Raw genomic sequence first — 17,021 nt, 5'->3', positions numbered from 1 at the left:
ATGTCATTTTTTCCTCGTATTTTTGGTGTTAATTGGCAGCAAATGCAGGCCAAAGTGCGTTATCGCATTTTGATTTTGACCTTATTGCCAATCTTACTGACCTTAGTCAGCTTAGTGTTTATTACCATCTACTGGAATATTAGCTACACAGGTAAGCAGCTATTTATGAAGGTAAAGGCTGATTTAACGGTAGCCAGCAATACCTTGGTGTCTGTGCAAGATACTCAAGAGAATCAACTTGAGTTGGTGAAGGCATCGTGGGAATTCCAAAATGAGTTTAGAGATATTGACACAAATACTCGCCAGACTCGTGAACAAATAAACACACTCTTAGCGATAAAAAAAGAGAGATTAAACCTCGACTTCTTACGTCTTGTTAGCGTGTCTGAAGCCGCTGCTGATCCCGATCTCCGGGTTATGCTGCCTAAAATTGAGAATAATGAGGCGATTTCGGGCTTGATGGTACTGCAGCCGCAGCGACTTTCTCGGCTCGACCCTCAACTGGCGATTGATGCGGTGGTTAAGTTGGTTGATACACCGCGCTCACAAAAGCCAAGTAAAGAGAGCGAGAAGCGTGGCATGTTAAGCCGCAGTCTACTGCCAATTGTGGGCAGTGATGGCTCCATCCGTTGGTATCTTGATGGTGGCATTTTGCTCAATCGCGATATTCGTATTGTCGATCATATTCGCGATCTGGTTTATGACAAAGGTACATTGCCAGAGCGTTCAATCGGTACGGTGACCATATTTCTCGATAATACCCGTATTAGCACCAATGTACCCTTGCATTTCTTTCCTCAAGGTACTGAGAAGCAAGGCCGCGCCTTAGGCAGCTTAGTGTCTGAAGAGGTACGGCAAAAAGTGTTAGTGCAGGGCCTATTGTGGGTCGACAGAGCATTTGTTTATAACGATTGGTTTATCTCAGCTTACGCCCCGCTGCAAGATATACGGGGTGAGCGTATTGGGATGATCTATACCGGCTTTTCAGAATCGCCCTTTATCCATAACTATCTATTGAACATCATTGAATTGGGTACCATCTTGATGCTGGTATTACTGGTGTCGGGATTGTTAGTGTATCGCGGCGCATACAGTTTGCTGCAACCGATTGAACGTATTCACCATGTGGTGAAGGCGGTGCAGTCAGGCAGAAACTTGCGTATTGGGTCATTAGGGTTGGAACGTGACAATGAGCTATCTAACCTCGCAGAGCAGTTTGACCGTATGTTGGACCTACTACAACGTCGTAATACCCAGATCCAAGCGGCAGCCGAACAACTTGAGGTCAAAGTTGAAGAGCGCACCCGCAGCTTGCAAGAGAAAACTGACGAACTCCAACGTAACGTCGCCTTGCTGAATGAAACACGTCAGCAGCTAGTGACCAATGAAAAATTGACCGCATTAGGGGAGCTCACTGCAGGTATTGCCCATGAGATCAATAATCCCACAGCGGTGATTTTGGGCAATATGGAGTTACTTAAGTTTGAGTTAGGGGACAAAGCTGAAGATGTCGAGGAGGAGATTGACATCGTGATCCAGCAAGTGGGTCGTATCAGCACCATTATTCGTAGTCTGTTGCAGTACAGCCGACCTGGTGAATTTAATGCGCCACTGGAGATGCACCAGCTCACCCCGATTATCGATGAGATGATGGTGCTAGTGAGGCATTCAATTCAGAAGCAGCAAGTGGTCCTGATTCAAGATTTAACTGCCAGTTACCCTATTGAAGTCAACCGTCCGCAGCTCTTGCAGGTGTTGATAAACTTAGTGGTCAATGCAGCGCATGCGATGGATGGTCAGGGGCGGATCTGGATCCGAACTTACGACTGGGTACTTCACGGTGAGCCGATTGGGGTAAAGATCGAGATTGAAGATGAAGGGAAAGGGATACCCGAAGAGCAATTAGGGCGTATTTTTGATCCATTTTACACCACCCGTAAGGATGGCACCGGCTTAGGTTTATCACTCAGTTACGGCATTATTAAGCGCATTGGCGGGACTATAGAGGTGAGTTCGACTGTGGGTAAGGGCACCCTGTTTACCATAGGACTTTATCATAAGGCCATTGACGATCAGTTTAATCCACCCTATGAAGGACTGCATTTCTCCAGCAGTATCAATAAGAAACGTACCGCGAAATAAGAGTGCTCAAATTAGGCACAAAAAAAAGCCGGAATAGTAATATTCCGGCCACAAAGAGTGTGTGAGCAATGTTGTGCTTGCGAACTCAATGGGATTAAGCAGAGATGAAGTGCTTAAATTACTGAGCTTTGGAACACATGTAAATAGTAATTATTATCATTTGGTTCTGCAAGCTCTTTTAATGTAAAGATTGCTCCAATAGTCTCTTTAGCAAATCAACTTGTTTAAAATCAGTTTATTATCATCAATTTTATTTGTGGCACTTTGTAGTGCGGCAATCTGGTAGCCTTGGCGGATCAACATCTGCAGCATGGTAGCAAATCGATTGTAAGTCTTGACTTCAATGTGGCTTATGCCGTTGTCTTTGCCCCATGCTTCCTGATCGACTAACAATGTTTTTGCCAGCCCTAACTGTCTGAAGTCAGGTAAGATGCCTCCAAGCCAACTATAAAACTGTCCCGTTTTTTCACTGTAACCTAGCTTAAATCCTGCCAGTTCACCTTCAACATAGATAAATTGCAGTAAGGCAGGCTTGTTCTGCAGACGTTGCTGGTAGTCTGCCAATGTATAGCGAGATTCAAACTCAGGTATAGCGCGATTCAATTCAATCAGTGCGAGTAGCTGAGTGTCGGTGATCTGAGTATGGCGCTCTATGGTGATGTGATACATCTTATCTCCTGATAAATACGCCAAAAAAGGCGGCACAAAAATGTGGTCAAAATTTGAGAGCCGCGATGATATAGCAAAACAACTGGTCAGGCCAGTGTGTTGGTCGAATTTTCCCCATCGACACGCAAAATTCTCTCCTGTAGGAGCTTGAGTAGTACACCGTAGACGGGAAGAAATAAGCCCAGGCTGACGATGAGTTTGAAGCCGTAGTCAACCGTCGCGATTTCAGGCCAATGTGTTGCCATAAATTGATCGGTTGAGGCGTAAAAAGCCAAGCCAAAAAAGACTAAGGTATCAATAAGGTTACCTATGATAGTTGATGCGGCTGGGGCCACCCACCAGGCTTTTGCTTGGCGCAACTTGGCAAATACTGTGATATCCATCAGCTGACCCACTAAGTAAGCAGCAAAACTGGCAAAGGCGATGCGAAATACAAAGCTATTAAACTCGGCCAGCGCTTGCCCGCCTTGAAAACTACCTTGATGGAACAGCACTCCCATTAGGTAGGAGATCACTAGGGCCGGTAGCATAGCTCTGAGAATGATCTTTCTGGCAGCCTGTTGACCGAAAATTCGCACGGTTAAATCTGTCGCTAAATAGACAAATGGAAAACTAAATGCTCCCCAGGTGGTATGGAAACCGAATATTTGAAATGGAAGCTGAACTAAGTAGTTGCTTGTCGAAATGATGAGGATATGGAAGCTCACCAATAGCAGTAAAGCACGTTTTATTTGTGCAGGTGTTAGCATTAACATCTTGTGGCCTTTTTAATGGGTTGATGCGGGGTGAGGGAACCCGCTTGATTAAATTATGGTGTCCATCGAAATGTTTTGTATTTGGATGGCTTCTTATGGTTAGGGCGGAAGATTATAGTGGAGGATTAAAAATGAGCAAGCGGTAAGCGCTAACTTTGTGGCAATGTTTTTGAGAAATTGAGCGACCTAACTTCATAATGCGTTCTAAACTAAATGGATTGCAGGTCTACTTTGAGGTGTTAGATGCAGCAGTTTGCTAGGTGGTGGTTAATATTGCTTATTTGCTGGCCATTGTCGCTGTTAGGTGCAGCACCAGTGACAATTAATGCGGTGACCGATCACTGGCCTAAATACAGTAACCTTGATGGAACTGGTTATTATATTGACCTACTGCGGCATGTATTCCCCGAGCCTGATTATCAGTTGGAATTGGATATCGTGCCTTTTTCTAGGGCGCTATTTTTAGTCAATCAACAGCGTGTTGATGTGGGGCTAGGTTTTTATCGTGGTGATGTTGATCCGAGTTATTACAGTGAGATACCCGTTGAGGTCGATCGCGTGGATGCGGCGGTAACCCCTGAACTTGCCGCTGTTTGGAAAGATATTACCAGTCTAAAGCAAAAAAAGGTGCAGGCGATGCTAGCGTATCGTTTTGACAGCTTCATTAGTGTCCCTATGTACTATGAAGAGAGCAGCGAACTCTTGTTAATGCTGAACCATGTCAATGATGGGAAAATAGATGCTTTGCTCGACTACAAACGTTCGATGATCTCACTCGCCAGTCATCTCGACCACCCTCGGCAATATGTCATCATTGAAAATGTATTGAATCCAGCAGTCTATTTTGTATTCCCGCAAACCGAGAAAGGTAAGCGACTCAAAGTGAGATTTGACAAGCAGATGCAACAGCTCATTAAAAGCGGTGACATTGAACAGCTCTTTAAACGTTATGTCTCTGATAGAGAGCGGGTAGCAAAAGCACGTAGTGACTAAACTTCTGTCAAAATAGACAAAATCGTGGCGAGTTTGTTTTCTAACTCGTGCCACTCCGCATCAGCCTCAGACCCTGACACTATGCCTGCCCCAGCGAATAGATTGATGCGACCTGGCTCAATCAAGGCGCTACGGATTGCCACGGCAAACTCGCTTTCATGCTTGTTAAAGTAACCACAGGCACCCGCATACCAGCCGCGGGTGTAGCCCTCTCTTTGCCTGATAAAATTAATTGCAGACTCTTTTGGCAGACCACCTACAGCAGGGGTCGGGTGGAGTGCTTGTAGAATTTGGAAGTCGTTAACACCGCCCTTCAACTCGGCTCTAATCGCGCGGTGAAGATGTTGAATATGGCTGAGCTTAAACACTTTTGGCGATTCGTCAGCACCTACATAGTTACTGAGCGGAGTGAGAGCGTCGACAATATGTTTTCGAACCAGCTGATTCTCATGGCTGTTTTTGCTGTCATCCAATAGCTGCTGCGCCAACATCGCATCCTCTTCTTCATTGAGGCCACGCGTTGTCGTGCCTGCTAATGCTTCAGTAAACAGCTCGCGCTGACGTCTTCGATAGAGGCGTTCGGGTGTGCAGGAGATAAAGGCGCTATCGGGGCTAAATTGGAAGCCAAATTGAAAACTATTTTGGTTTCGTCCCTGCCAACTGGCGAGCAACATCCAGGGATCGATCTTTTCGTTAATCTCCAACTGAGTCAGCCGTGACAAGACCACTTTTGGGGTCTGTTTAATAAATTTTTCGTGAGTGACTTGGTTAACGAGCTCAGTCCAGCGGCGGTGATCGGGACGATCACTGCGGCTGAGCAGGTGAATCTTGTTTGGTGGTGAAAGCGGTGAAGGCGATGCTAACTGTTGCAGAGCTTGCAACGCGTTTTGACGCTCCTGCTCTATCTCTTCGTTTTCAATGTTGAGGTTGATCACCAATTTATAGTCATGGCCGCTGCGTCTTAACTCGAGTCGTGGCAGCACAAAATGCGCTTTACCATACTCTGGCCAGCAATCGGTATCACGATCAAAGGCAACCCCGCCGTAGTAGCGAATATCTTGATTGGTGGATAGTGCTCGTTGCTGCTGATAAGCCAAGGAGAGCTGGTTATCGTCTACAGCATCTTCAAAAATAAAGTCTTTACAGGATCCTATCGCCGCCACTTCCTCTTGGGTGTCACGACCTCTCCAGTAAATACGCGGATAACAAGGTTGGCTGGCTAACCACGCAATAGTCGGCAAAGGGCATACTGGTACGGACACCTGAATAATAGGTTCGCCATGTTGATGTATGTCGAGTCGCTCAAGTTTGCTGACTAAAGATTGTATAGCCTGTGATAGCGAGAAAACGCTCAATGAATATTCCAACCTTATTACTTTAGTGTCGATGCATGCGGTGAAAAGCAACCGCGGAGCCGATAGTGAACAGACTTACTCTGTATTGGAAATAAGAATCTTTACCACAAACTAATATCCTAGCAAAAAAGTGTCAAGTTACAGGGAGGTAAGCTGTGAGCTTGGCCAAGAAATCCTCACCTCTTCCAGGCAGTGATGGTGTTTGCTTACACTGAGAACTTTTGTCTGACCTTATACTTTGCTTGGACATTCTGTCCCGACAATTATCAATCACCCACTCCCAATGTTTAAATTAGTCGATCTAGGTTGGTTTTTGGTTTTTGTTTGCTTGCTGCGCTTTAGGGATACCTTCAACAATATGGGCAATTAGATCAATAACAGTGCCTGTAATGAAAACAAATCAAAAACTTATCAAACTTTCTATGGTGGCGTCAGCCATCACTTTAAGCCCTTTTGTGAATGCCGTTGATGCGGCCCGCGATCCCATTTTAGATGTCTCTGAGGTGATCGTTGTAACGGGTGAAAGGCCGACGCCACTTGAGCAGACCACCACCACATGGAGTATCTCTGAAGAGGAGATTCGTGAGCTAGGTGCCCAAAGCCTAGATCAGATCCTAAAGAATGCTCCTGGCGTCTATGTCAGAACCGGTGGACAGGGAACTCCTAGGGTCGATATTCGCGGTTTTAAAGCACGTCATGTGATCTACTTAATTAACGGCGTGCCCGCTAATGGTGCCGAAGATGGGCAGTTTGATCCCAGTGTTATCCCTGCTAGCCAAATAGCGTCAGTCACGGTATCCGTTGGCCCCACATCAGTGTTGTATGGCCCTGGTGGCGCGGGCGGTGTGATCAATATTCGGACTAAGCAGGGCGATGATGCGCCTAGGTTATCTGGGCATTTAGAAGCTGCTGACAATAATACTTTTAATGGCGATATCACCGCCGCTTCCTCTGGTGCACGTTGGCAGGGTTTGATGTCACTATCGCGCCAGCAGACAGATGGCTGGCCCATATCCAGTGATCACTATGATACCGCGTTGCAGTCTGGTGATACACGCCTTAACTCAGACAAAACCATCAATAGTCTATTTGCTCAGGGAAGTTATTGGTTGTCGGACCGCACTCAATTGATGGCAAATGTCAGTTTGCGTAGCGGTGATTGGGGTAAGCCAGCCATCGATGGCTCCAGTACTGGGAAACCTAAGTTTGAGCGTGTCGATGATTATCAATCGCAGACGATTCAGTTGGGCATGGCGCACAAGTTCGATCAATTAACCTTGCGGGGTTTTCTTTATCAAAATCAAACTGACGTGATAGAGAATCGCTATACCGATAGCCATTACACCTTGATGCAACAAACTCAGGACGGCCGGTCTACTGTGAGTGGTGGTAATCTGCAGTTAGTTGCTGATTTGGAGCAAGGGCATCTGTTAACGAGTTCCTTGATTGCTGAGCGTCAAAGCTGGCAGTCAACCAGTAGCAAGCCGGTTGTAGAAACAACATCGGGCAGCAACAGTGGTGCTGGTGGCTCTGGTTCTGGTTCAGGTGGAGGCAATGGCGGTGGTTCTGGTTCCGGTGGCGGTAATGGCGGTGGTTCTGGTTCTGGTGGAGGCAATGGCGGTGGTTCTGGTTCCGGCGGCGGTAATGGCGGTTCATCGAATGAATCGTTTGATGATGCGGCGTGGCTATACACCTTGGCTGCGGAATATCAGTATCAGCAAGATCAGCTAGGCGCAACCTTAGGCGCTGCAGCACACCAGCAAGAGCGTGTTAGTGATGATGAAACGGACTATTCAGCACAAGCGGCGGGTTATTGGCAGGTTGCCGATGATACCCGGGTCAACCTTGGGCTGGCGCGTAAAGTACGTTTTCCGTCGATGAGAAACCTTTACTCACTCTCTTCAGGTAATGATGCTCTGGTGGCTGAGACATCTGAGCATGTTGAATTAAGCATGGCGCAAAACTTTGCTTGGAGTACCGACCTTCATTTAGCGGGCTTCTATACCGACACCGAAAACTATATCGCCAAAGATTTAGGCGGTGTCTATCAAAATATGGGGCGTTATCAGTTTAAGGGTATCGATCTGTCGTTACGTAACCAAAGTATCGACAAGCTAGCCGTGACCTTTGCCTATAGCTTTCTTGATACTGAAGATAAGGATGCCACGCCAGGGCTAGAGACATTAGCATATCGCCCACGCCATCAGTTTAGAGTACAAGCCGATTATGAGTTGCCATTTGCACTGCGCCTCAACCTCAATGTCGAGCATATTGTGGGGCAAGTTTACCATCAGCAGCAAAAAGTTGCGGGGCAGAATATGCTGGTTGAACAGGATCTAGACGATTACACCTTGGTGGATTTGAACCTCATCCAGCCAATTATGGGTGATAACCTAGAGCTCTACCTCAGAGCGACCAATTTGTTTGATGAGCACTATTACCAGAGCGAGGGATTACCTCAAGCGGGTAGACAAGTGTTTGTCGGCCTTAATTGGCAGCTGTAAAGCGTTATCATTATGTGTTTACTTGAGCTCAAAGCGGTAAGTTTTGGCTATCAGGCTGCAATCGGCGAGCTCTTTGATGAGCTTAGCTTACAGCTACGTCAGGGAGAGTGTCACCTCATCCATGGGTCAACGGGCTCAGGAAAGTCGACCCTGCTAAAGCTGCTAGTTGGCGTACTCTCCCGGCCTTTTTCCGGTGAGAGAGTTTGCCAACAGCCATGCTCAATTGGCGTTGTTATGCAAGATCCTAATGTGCAGCTGCTGCGCCAAACTGTTGGGGCTGAAGTGGCTTTTGCGCTGGAAAACAGCGGTGTACCCAGCAATAAGATGATTGATTTGGTGGCGCATGCTTTGCGGCAGGCGGGGCTGTATGTCGCCTTAAATACGCCAATTGCCAACTTATCGCTGGGTCAGCGCTATCGCTTAATGATTGCCGCACAACTGGTGTCGTCCCCCCAAATATTACTGCTAGATGAACCTTGGGCACAATTAGACAATCAAGGTGTCGATGAGCTCACTGGGCTGCTGTTTGAGTTGCAACGCCGTGGTATGGCGATTGTGATTGTTGAGCATCACCGAGGGGCTTTTAGCCAATGTGTGACTCACAGGTGGATGTTGAGTGGCGGAAAGTTAATCTCTTATCAACCATGTGATGAGCCGGTTATATCTGTCTGCCAACTGCCTGGGTTAAACAGGCGCCGAGACCTGTCATTGTTAGCGCCAGTGGTCGTTAGCAAAGCACTGACATTGCAGTTTAACGACAACAAGTTACTGTTCCATTCTAGTGGGCTTAACCTGTACCCAGGAGAGGTGGTTGCGCTTATCGGAGACAACGGTAGCGGCAAAAGCACACTACTTAAAGCCTTGGCGGGGATTCAATCTGACATTGGGGCGCTGGATCTCAATGTGCTGGGTGTGCGGCCTAAGTTAGGACGCTATGGTGCCTCCTTAGCACTACTGCACCAAAGGCCGAGTCGTCAATTGTTTGAGTCGACGGTGATTGAGGAGATGCAATTTAGCTTAAAGCGTTACGGCTTACCAATAGAGCGTGGTATCGGCATGCTGACCAAATTAGGCTTGAGCACTTTGGCAAATCTGTCTCCTCATACGCTCTCTTATGGTCAACAACATCTCGTCGCTTTGGCTTCTCTGGCGTGCCTGCAGCCTAAACTTTTGCTGCTTGATGATCCGTTTGCGGGTTTAGATAGCCGCTATGTCGATGTGGTGGTCGATCTCATTAATGAGTTGAGTCAGCAAGGCTGTGCCATTTTACTCTCCAATCATCGTGTTCAACCTCAGTTAGCCGTGGACCATTACTGGTGCATTGCTCAACAGACGTTGCGCTGCTATCGCGCGGAGTCGCTTGCCGGTGAGGTCGCTCTTAAGCACTGTGATGGCATGGTTTCTGATGGTTATCAAGATGTGGGTTAAACGTGTTAAAACACCGTTTTTTGATCGCTCTGGAAGGGATCGAACATCTCCTCATTACGTGGTACGCAGCGCTAAACTCTGTGCGCTATGTATAGTCGCGACGCTCTGCTGTGCCAGCGGTGCATTTTTTGTCCCCAATACCGCACTCATCCCCCTGCTTTTGATCAATGCTGCTTTGCTTGGGCATGGACGTTATTTAGGTGGCAGAGTACGTGGGTTGCTGTTGCTTTTCGCCACACAACTATTGATCACCTCAATGCTCTATCTATTGCTCCACGGCGTAGAGCGTTTGCATGAGGGAGGATTGGCGGTGACACGTATTATGTTGGCAATCATTCCAGGTTGGTGGTTGTCAATCGTCTGCACGCCTCAGCGCATTGGTGAGGTACTTAGTTGGTGTTTACCTCGAAAGTGGGCGTTTGTGATGGCAGCGAGCTTTAGCCTGTTGCCCTATATGGCCAAAGAAACCAGAGAGATTTACCAAATGCAGGTGATGCGTGGTGCCAATATCACCGCCAAAGCACTGTGTTATCCAAAGCATTGGCCGGAGTTAATTTACTGCGTGCTGTATCCGCTATTAATCCAATTGTTAAAGCTCTCTAAGCAGATGGCATTGGCCGCCAAACTCCGTGGCTTTGGCAGCCATAAAAGACCAACCCATTGGCCTGACTAGGTAAGGAATATTGAAATGAGTAACAAAGGTTTCAGTCTACACGACTCACTGTTTATTGGGTTCTGTGCCACATTATTGGTGGCGCTTAAAGGGATGTTACGCCTAAAACTAGGCATCACAGGTCATTCAATGTTTTTGATCTGTTTCTTTTATCTTATTTGCTACGGGGCCGTAGGCAAGGCGGGGGCGATAAGCGCTTGCGGCATGTTGGCGGGGCTATTAGCGATGATGTTGAGTGTGGGCAAAGGCGGACCATTTATCCTGCTTAAGTTTGCTTTGCCTGCCATAGCGATGGATTTCTGTTTATTGATACTGCCGACACTACTCGGTCTGAAGTGGCGTTTTATCATGTTGGCGCTGGTTGCAACGTTAGCGTGGGCGAGTAAAGGGTTAATTGAAGATTTACTTGTGGGCATGAGTATCGCCGTGGCACTAGTGCAATTTGCTAAGAGTGCACTGTTTGGCAGCCTGTTTGCTGTGTTTGCCGCAACGTTAGTCCCCCCTGTACTGCAGCGATTAAGAAGCCATGATCTATTAGATAATACGGAGTTAAAGTAATGCTTAATGGTAAATTGAAATCTTGGTTGATCTGTATTGATGACACCGATGATATAGGCACAAAAGGCACAGGAGAGATCGCCGAGGAGATAGCGCTGCTGATCAGCGGTGAGCCACTGAGTCGCTGTAGTTTTGTGACAAGGCATCAACTTTATGTCCATCCCGAAATCCCTTACACCTCACATAATAGTGCGATGTGTTTTCAGGTTCGCACCCACCTCTCTTTAGCTGAGATTCGTGACGTCGCCGTCGCGCACTTATTGCAAGAAAGTGCCGCTGCGGCAGACCCTGGTCTGGCAATACTCGACTTACAATCAGATATTGACCGTCAGGCGTTAATCGATTTTGGCCTTGCTGCAAAACAAAGTGTGAAAACTAAATCTCAGGCCTACGGATTAGCGGAGGCGTTAGGGGTGAGCTTAAGTGAGCACGGTGGCACCGGGCAGGGGATCATTGGTGCATTGGCTGGGTTAGGTTTGCGTTTACAGGGCAGCGATGGGCGCATCAAAGGACAAGTAAAGCTCAAAGGCTTATTAGATGGTGAGCAGGTTTTTTCGGTAGCTGAGGTGATAGAACAAACCGGAGTCGACAGTGTGCTCACCCATACTGGACAGTTTTTATGCTTTAAAGAATCAGTGACACTCTCTGGCAAACTCAAAGCCGTTTATCACGACCACCAGGTTTGCCTGCTGGTTTATCCCCAAGACGGCATTTGGCGTAACGCCTTAAAGCAGCACTTGCAACATTATTGATGGAGTTGATATGCGATCTATTTTTCGGTTAGTCGCGGATGTTTGGCAATTGAATATTATTGATGATGATTATTGGCAGGCCCGGCTTGTGGCATCACGTTGTATCCAGTTCTGTGCCGACGATGAGGATGAACAGGTTGATGACACATTGCGATCTTGTGTCAATTGTACTCGTCGCCGTTGGTTAGTGAATGGCATTACGTGCACTGAAGCACAATAACAAGAGTCACCCGATTAATATTAGTTGTTGCTGTATAAGGTTTTTTGTTTTGGCTTGTAAAACTTTAATAAATTAATAAAAGTTTGCATAAATTTATTGGCGATTTAACGCCGCTAGGCATAGTATTAGCCCCCTATTTTCTCGTAAATTGACTACCTCGCACTACCTTAAAGTATTAGACGTACTAGAATAGAGGGGGAGTGTGGGTCATTTCGAGCATTTTTACTATCTGAGTGGGGTTTATGGGCGAAAGAGTTGGCAATAGAACAGATGTTATTAAAGTACCTGTGCCACGTTTGTCTTTAGGTATGTTTGTCACGGCTGTCGATAGCCAAGGAAAGGTCAATATCGCCAATCCTGGTCAGATAAAAAGTCGTGAAGCCATTAGTAAGCTCACTAAAAGTGGCATTAAGTTTGTTTGGGTCGACGTTGAGCGTTCATCGGAAGATTGTGGCCTAAAGAAAAAGTCCGCCACTCTGCCAACAAAGCCGAAGAAAGTCACTCGAGAGCAGTCTCAAGAGAAAGCTAAGCGATTAATGCAAGAAGCAAAAGGCTTAGTAAAAAAGGTTCTGTCAGAGACCTTTGAGGGTAAGGCTGTACAAGTTGAGCCTTTCGAAGACTTAGCGGAAAACATGATTGAATCGGTGATGTTAGATGCCGATGCCTTTAAGTGTATCTCTGCACTGCGTTCAAAAGATGCCTACCTGCTTGAACACTCTATCAACGTCGCCTTTTTGTTGGTGACATTTGGTAAGTACTTAAAATTAGAACGTGAAGTGCTCAAGCAGCTTGCGGTTGGCGGCATATTGCATGACATTGGTAAAGTGCGTGTTGATAATAAAATTCTGCACAAACCAGGGCGTTTAACACCCGAAGAGTTTGAGCATATGAAGCTGCATCAGGTCTATGCCAAAGAGATATTATCGGAAACCGAAGGCCTCTCTCAAATTAGCCAAGATGTCTGCCTGATGCATCATGAAAAAATTGACGGCAATGGTTACCCAAATGGCCTAAAAGGCGATGAACTGACGCTGCATGGGCGGATGAGCTGTATTGTTGATATCTTCGATGCCTTAACGGCAACCCGTTGTTATAAAGAGGCAATGAGCCCGGCCGCCGCATTTAAAATTTTGCTTAGCCTGACACCGTTCCATCTCGATGAAAAACTGGTTTATGAGTTTATTCGTTGTATTGGTGTGTATCCTGTGGGCTCATTGGTACAGCTTTCTGATGGTCGAATTGGTATCGTTTGGGATGCCAAAGATAGAGATGCTTTGCACCCAATACTCAAGTGTTTCTATTCAATAAAGCATAAACGATATACTGAAGTGGCTATGATTGACTTGAGTAAATCAGAACTGCATATCGAGCGCGGCATTTCCCCCAGCACCTTAGAGGTTGACCCTTCACCTTTTTATTAATCCTTGGGCAATCGTCTATTTTTTAGTTTGTCGGCAGTATGATGAGGTCACAGGTATTCAGATAATGTGGCCTCGCTGACAAACTCCGCAACAAACAATGAAGCCATTATCTTCGCTTAGCTATACTCACCCGCGCTGAACCATGACGGCACCTGATGTCCATTCCTGATTGTTTACACGGATTAATTAAATGAAACGACGTGATTTTTTAATTGCTGGTGGCTTAACTTTCGCTGCGGCTACCCTTTCCCCATCACTGTTTGCTTCGCAACAACAACCATTAAAAATATTAGCTTTAGTTTTTGATGACTATGAAACCTTAGATCTTCACGGGCCCATTGAGATGTTAGGCCACATGCAAAATGTGCAGATTAAACTGATTGGTGCTAGCCCTACAGTGAGAAGTTATCAAGGACCCAGAGTGGTTACAGATTACCAGCTTGATGATGTCGTTGATTGTGATCTGTTGTTGGTTCCTGGTGGGTTAGGCACGCGAACATTGATCAATGATGAAGCCTTGTTAACGTGGCTTAGGCGTCAGGCAAGCGTGTCTAAAAAGGTATTTTCCGTCTGTACTGGTTCAGCCTTGTTAGCGAAAGCAGGGTTGCTTGACGGAGTGAGTGCAACCACTAACAAAATGGCTTTCTCATGGGTTACCAGTTTGTCACAGCAGGCGTTGTGGCAGCCAAGTGCTCGTTGGGTCGATGACGGACGTTTTTTGACTTCATCTGGTGTTTCAGCTGGTACCGATGCGGCGTTATTTTATGTCCGTCAACGGCGTGGTGAGGCTGAAGCTCGTCGGATTGAGAGATTGACCGAGTATCAGTGGAACAGTGATGCGGCGAATGATCCCTACGCAGTTGAGCCAATGACACCTTAGCCGATTCGGCTATTTGTTAGTAAAAACGGGTATTTGTTGCTACTGGCCTGATTGATAAATAATAACCACTCTCTATAACCGCCTAGTCATGAGGAGGCGAAATGAAGCAGTGGTTAATTATTTTTTGTTGTGTCGTCTTTGTAATGGCCTCTGTGCTGACCACTGGATTAGTGCGCGCTTTAATCGATCTTAGTGCTTTTATCGCAATACTAGCCTTAGTATGGCATCAAGACTCAGCTAAAGTTGAGAATATAGAGTAGCGAACCCGTCCCAATTGACAACCATAACAGCACGCCGAGAAGCAAAGGTTTAGCGCCAGCTTCTCGCATCCTTTGTATCGTGATGCCCGCTCCAATAAAAAATAGACACAAAACTAAGGTGCGTTTAGATAACGCAAATACCTGCTGATATAGCGTTTCTCCCTGTGGGAAATAGTGCGCGGTTGCAATCGCTACACAGTAGAAGATGATAAACAGTGGAATATTGAGTTTGCGTTTATCCCCGCCAAATATCATCGCGCTGATCAACGCCAATGGCACAATCCATAGCGCCCGCGCTAGCTTAATCGTTGTGGCGACTGTCAGTGCCTCATCACCATAGGCGGAGGCAGCACCGACAACCGATGAGGTGTCATGGATAGCAATCGCACTCCATATGCCAAAGTGATATTGGCTCATCTCTAGTAGGTGACCAAGAGCTGGGAACAGAAATAGCGCCATAGAGTTCAGTACAAATACCGTCGCTAACGCGATAGCGGTTTGCTGGCTGTTGGCCTTAATGGCGGGCGACACTGCTGCAATGGCGCTGCCACCACAGATAGCGGTACCAGCTGAGATCATATGGCCAAGTTTGTCATCGAGTTTCAGTACTTTGGTCAGTAGCGCACCCAGTATCAAGGTAAAAACGATGGAGCCTAATATCAGGCTGATATTGGCCATGCTGGCTTCTATTGCTGCATCGAGTTGAATACCAAAACCTAAGCCCACAATGGAGTAAGCCAATAGTTTCTTGGTGAGACTGGCGAGATTAAACTGTGTTGGCACAAACCCTAAACTGGCTAGGGTAAAGCCAAGAATTAACGCAATAGGCGATGAGATAAATGGTGTTAAACACAGCAGTGAAAAGCCGATAAATACCACGGTTGCTGCGCTATTAGCGTGTCGAGAAAATAGAGCCTTCATCTTGCCTTGTATACAGTGTGATCAATAAGCATCGCAGTATAGTCGCTAATAATATTCGATGAAATTCAATTGCACTTACCCAGAGGTTAAGTTTTGCTTAATCTCTGGGTGATTCAGCATCAATTTAATAGGATTAAACTACCTAAACCTAAAAAGATAAAGAAGCCTACAACATCGGTAACCGTGGTTAAAATCACTGACCCCGCGACGGCTGGATCTATTTTCATCTGCTTCAAAATAAAAGGGATAACAGTCCCTGATGACGCGGCTGCTAAACTGTTAAATACAATCGCGACAAAAATAATGCCTCCAAGTGCTACTGATGAAAACCAGTAGCTGACGACCAACCCAATGAGTGCGCCGAGCAGTAGCCCATTAAAGGCCGCAATTTTTAACTCTTTATCTAACAATAACCTAAGGTTACTGCGACTTAAGTGATTCAGTGCAATACCGCGCAGTGCCACCGCTAAGGTTTGGCTGCCTGCAATGCCGCCCATACTGGCGACTACTGGCATTAAAATGGCCAGCGCGACAACTTGTTGCAAAGCATCACCAAACAAGCCGATGACCCAAGAGGCTAAAAAGGCGGTTAATAGGTTAGTCGTGAGCCAAATTGCGCGCATTTTTGCCGCCACAGAGACAGGGGTAAACAGATCCTCTTCATCTTGGGCGGTGTCTGAGGCGAGCACTTCAAGGCTTCGCTCTTTTAAGCGTTGCATCAAAATTGACACTGCAATGGCGCCGATGATCTTGCCCTCTTTTTCAACGGGAAACCAGGCAAAGCCGGTTGTAGGGTTAAGGTTCTGGGCGGCTTTGGTGATATCTTCCTCATCATTGACCAGCTCAACATCGCAGAGAATCTGTGACAATGGGGCTTCAGGTGGCACACTGTGTAACTGCTCCATATTGCAGGCGCCGTGGTACTCGCCTTGAGCATCTACCGAATAAATAGCGACTATTTCCCGGCTCTTTATTTTTGCGAGCCGTTCTAATACCCGCCCCACAGAGGCGGTGGGGCGAGAGCGTAAAATATCACTGTTGAGATAACGACCCACTGCCTCATCTTGATAGCGCAGTGCTTGTTGCATCTGCTCTGTGGTGAGAGACTCTTGATGGTCAAGGTAGTCCTCAACTACCTCGTTTGGCAGTATTTCGGCAAAGGTAAGAATATCGATTTCTGATACTCTTGCTGCCAACCCTTTGATCTGCTTCTCTGTGAGCAGGTTTAAAACGTGACGAGCGGTTTCATAATGCAACAGATGCAATATGGGCCAACCGCGATCGATGGGGATATTGTGGCAAATAGGCGAACGGTACTGATCCGTTACCGATTCCAATAGGTCAGCCAGTTCACCATCGCTGTAATCACCCAGAAAGGCCAGTGATGCAGGAGTCTCTTCTTGGTGACTAACAATGTCAATCACCTTCGCTAATAGTTGGTCTTGCTCCAAGACTTCGACGAAGGGGGCTGGATCTGGCATTGTCATCTT

The 17,021-nt window shown here is 46.6% G+C and carries 15 protein-coding genes and 2 pseudogenes; 12 read left to right on the top strand and 5 right to left on the bottom strand.

The window, feature by feature from the left end:
* Complete coding sequence (locus BEL05_RS01595) at positions 1-2,142, top strand: sensor histidine kinase (RefSeq protein ID WP_069670071.1); 2,142 nt, start codon at positions 1-3, stop codon at positions 2,140-2,142.
* 207 nt (positions 2,143-2,349) lie between these two features.
* Here BEL05_RS01595 and BEL05_RS01590 read toward each other — a convergent pair whose 3' ends face one another.
* Both BEL05_RS01590 and BEL05_RS01585 read right to left on the bottom strand, forming a co-directional pair.
* Entirely contained in the window at positions 2,350-2,811 is a 462-nt protein-coding gene (locus BEL05_RS01590; protein ID WP_028764285.1) for a GNAT family N-acetyltransferase, read from the bottom strand.
* Positions 2,812-2,897: 86 nt separating this feature from the next.
* The gene (locus BEL05_RS01585) at positions 2,898-3,566 is read right to left on the bottom strand and encodes a 7-cyano-7-deazaguanine/7-aminomethyl-7-deazaguanine transporter (protein WP_028764284.1); all 669 of its coding nucleotides are present in this window, start codon (positions 3,564-3,566) and stop codon (positions 2,898-2,900) included.
* Positions 3,567-3,809: 243 nt separating this feature from the next.
* Here BEL05_RS01585 and BEL05_RS01580 point away from each other — a divergent pair, with 243 nt between their 5' ends.
* On the top strand, positions 3,810-4,559 hold the full coding sequence (locus tag BEL05_RS01580) for a substrate-binding periplasmic protein (protein WP_069670070.1): 750 nt from the start codon (positions 3,810-3,812) through the stop codon (positions 4,557-4,559).
* Here the strand turns inward: BEL05_RS01580 and BEL05_RS01575 are convergent.
* On the bottom strand, positions 4,556-5,914 hold the full coding sequence (locus BEL05_RS01575) for an isochorismate synthase (RefSeq protein WP_069670069.1): 1,359 nt from the start codon (positions 5,912-5,914) through the stop codon (positions 4,556-4,558). The genes BEL05_RS01580 and BEL05_RS01575 overlap by 4 nt on opposite strands.
* A gap of 389 nt (positions 5,915-6,303) precedes the next feature.
* On the opposite strand from BEL05_RS01575, the gene BEL05_RS01570 reads away from it, so the two are divergent.
* The 10 genes and pseudogenes from BEL05_RS01570 to BEL05_RS20990 all read left to right on the top strand — a co-directional run bounded on the left by BEL05_RS01570 (position 6,304) and on the right by BEL05_RS20990 (position 14,610).
* Positions 6,304-8,418, top strand: a complete 2,115-nt coding sequence (locus BEL05_RS01570; RefSeq protein ID WP_069670068.1) for a TonB-dependent receptor — start codon at positions 6,304-6,306, stop codon at positions 8,416-8,418.
* A 12-nt stretch (positions 8,419-8,430) separates the two neighbouring features.
* Positions 8,431-8,886, top strand: a pseudogene (locus BEL05_RS21345) (ABC transporter ATP-binding protein); the annotation flags it as partial.
* Positions 8,887-9,201: 315 nt separating this feature from the next.
* A pseudogene (locus tag BEL05_RS21340) lies at positions 9,202-9,846 on the top strand (ATP-binding cassette domain-containing protein); the annotation flags it as partial.
* Positions 9,836-10,519 carry an energy-coupling factor transporter transmembrane component T gene (locus BEL05_RS01560; protein WP_069670093.1) on the top strand — a complete coding sequence of 228 codons (684 nt, stop codon included), beginning with the start codon at positions 9,836-9,838 and terminating at the stop codon, positions 10,517-10,519. The pseudogene BEL05_RS21340 and the gene BEL05_RS01560, both read left to right, overlap by 11 nt.
* A gap of 15 nt (positions 10,520-10,534) precedes the next feature.
* The gene (locus BEL05_RS01555) at positions 10,535-11,077 is read left to right on the top strand and encodes a core component of ECF transporter (RefSeq protein ID WP_069670066.1); all 543 of its coding nucleotides are present in this window, start codon (positions 10,535-10,537) and stop codon (positions 11,075-11,077) included.
* A gap of 14 nt (positions 11,078-11,091) precedes the next feature.
* Positions 11,092-11,829, top strand: coding sequence for a DNA-binding protein (locus BEL05_RS01550; protein ID WP_069670092.1), 738 nt, complete (start codon positions 11,092-11,094; stop codon positions 11,827-11,829).
* A gap of 10 nt (positions 11,830-11,839) precedes the next feature.
* Positions 11,840-12,049 carry a hypothetical protein gene (locus tag BEL05_RS01545; RefSeq protein WP_028764277.1) on the top strand — a complete coding sequence of 70 codons (210 nt, stop codon included), beginning with the start codon at positions 11,840-11,842 and terminating at the stop codon, positions 12,047-12,049.
* A 242-nt stretch (positions 12,050-12,291) separates the two neighbouring features.
* Positions 12,292-13,470, top strand: coding sequence for a cyclic di-GMP phosphodiesterase (locus BEL05_RS01540; protein ID WP_069670065.1), 1,179 nt, complete (start codon positions 12,292-12,294; stop codon positions 13,468-13,470).
* A 190-nt stretch (positions 13,471-13,660) separates the two neighbouring features.
* Entirely contained in the window at positions 13,661-14,350 is a 690-nt protein-coding gene (locus tag BEL05_RS01535; protein WP_069670064.1) for a DJ-1/PfpI family protein, read from the top strand.
* Positions 14,351-14,451: 101 nt separating this feature from the next.
* Positions 14,452-14,610 carry a hypothetical protein gene (locus tag BEL05_RS20990; RefSeq protein WP_169731093.1) on the top strand — a complete coding sequence of 53 codons (159 nt, stop codon included), beginning with the start codon at positions 14,452-14,454 and terminating at the stop codon, positions 14,608-14,610.
* Here BEL05_RS20990 and BEL05_RS01530 read toward each other — a convergent pair.
* Positions 14,584-15,531: a YeiH family protein gene (locus BEL05_RS01530; RefSeq protein WP_069670063.1), complete on the bottom strand. Its 948-nt coding sequence runs from the start codon at positions 15,529-15,531 to the stop codon at positions 14,584-14,586. The genes BEL05_RS20990 and BEL05_RS01530 overlap by 27 nt on opposite strands.
* Positions 15,532-15,650: 119 nt before the next feature.
* Positions 15,651-17,018: a magnesium transporter gene (locus tag BEL05_RS01525; protein WP_037428723.1), complete on the bottom strand. Its 1,368-nt coding sequence runs from the start codon at positions 17,016-17,018 to the stop codon at positions 15,651-15,653.
* Positions 17,019-17,021 lie beyond the last annotated feature (3 nt).

This window comes from Shewanella colwelliana (genome assembly GCF_001735525.1).
Classification (GTDB): domain Bacteria; phylum Pseudomonadota; class Gammaproteobacteria; order Enterobacterales; family Shewanellaceae; genus Shewanella; species Shewanella colwelliana.
This window is presented reverse-complemented; position numbering and strand designations above follow the sequence as displayed.

What these genes read in the sequence shown, in the direction of transcription:
- BEL05_RS01560 (WP_069670093.1), top strand. Translation starts at nt 9,836, where the DNA reads ATGTGGGTTAAACGTGTTAAAACACCGTTTTTTGATCGCTCTGGAAGG.
- BEL05_RS01525 (WP_037428723.1), bottom strand. Translation starts at nt 17,018, where the DNA reads ATGACAATGCCAGATCCAGCCCCCTTCGTCGAAGTCTTGGAGCAAGAC.
- BEL05_RS01530 (WP_069670063.1), bottom strand. Translation starts at nt 15,531, where the DNA reads ATGAAGGCTCTATTTTCTCGACACGCTAATAGCGCAGCAACCGTGGTA.
- BEL05_RS01535 (WP_069670064.1), top strand. Translation starts at nt 13,661, where the DNA reads ATGAAACGACGTGATTTTTTAATTGCTGGTGGCTTAACTTTCGCTGCG.
- BEL05_RS01570 (WP_069670068.1), top strand. Translation starts at nt 6,304, where the DNA reads ATGAAAACAAATCAAAAACTTATCAAACTTTCTATGGTGGCGTCAGCC.
- BEL05_RS01595 (WP_069670071.1), top strand. Translation starts at nt 1, where the DNA reads ATGTCATTTTTTCCTCGTATTTTTGGTGTTAATTGGCAGCAAATGCAG.
- BEL05_RS01590 (WP_028764285.1), bottom strand. Translation starts at nt 2,811, where the DNA reads ATGTATCACATCACCATAGAGCGCCATACTCAGATCACCGACACTCAG.
- BEL05_RS01545 (WP_028764277.1), top strand. Translation starts at nt 11,840, where the DNA reads ATGCGATCTATTTTTCGGTTAGTCGCGGATGTTTGGCAATTGAATATT.
- BEL05_RS01540 (WP_069670065.1), top strand. Translation starts at nt 12,292, where the DNA reads ATGGGCGAAAGAGTTGGCAATAGAACAGATGTTATTAAAGTACCTGTG.
- BEL05_RS01585 (WP_028764284.1), bottom strand. Translation starts at nt 3,566, where the DNA reads ATGTTAATGCTAACACCTGCACAAATAAAACGTGCTTTACTGCTATTG.
- BEL05_RS01580 (WP_069670070.1), top strand. Translation starts at nt 3,810, where the DNA reads ATGCAGCAGTTTGCTAGGTGGTGGTTAATATTGCTTATTTGCTGGCCA.
- BEL05_RS01555 (WP_069670066.1), top strand. Translation starts at nt 10,535, where the DNA reads ATGAGTAACAAAGGTTTCAGTCTACACGACTCACTGTTTATTGGGTTC.
- BEL05_RS20990 (WP_169731093.1), top strand. Translation starts at nt 14,452, where the DNA reads ATGAAGCAGTGGTTAATTATTTTTTGTTGTGTCGTCTTTGTAATGGCC.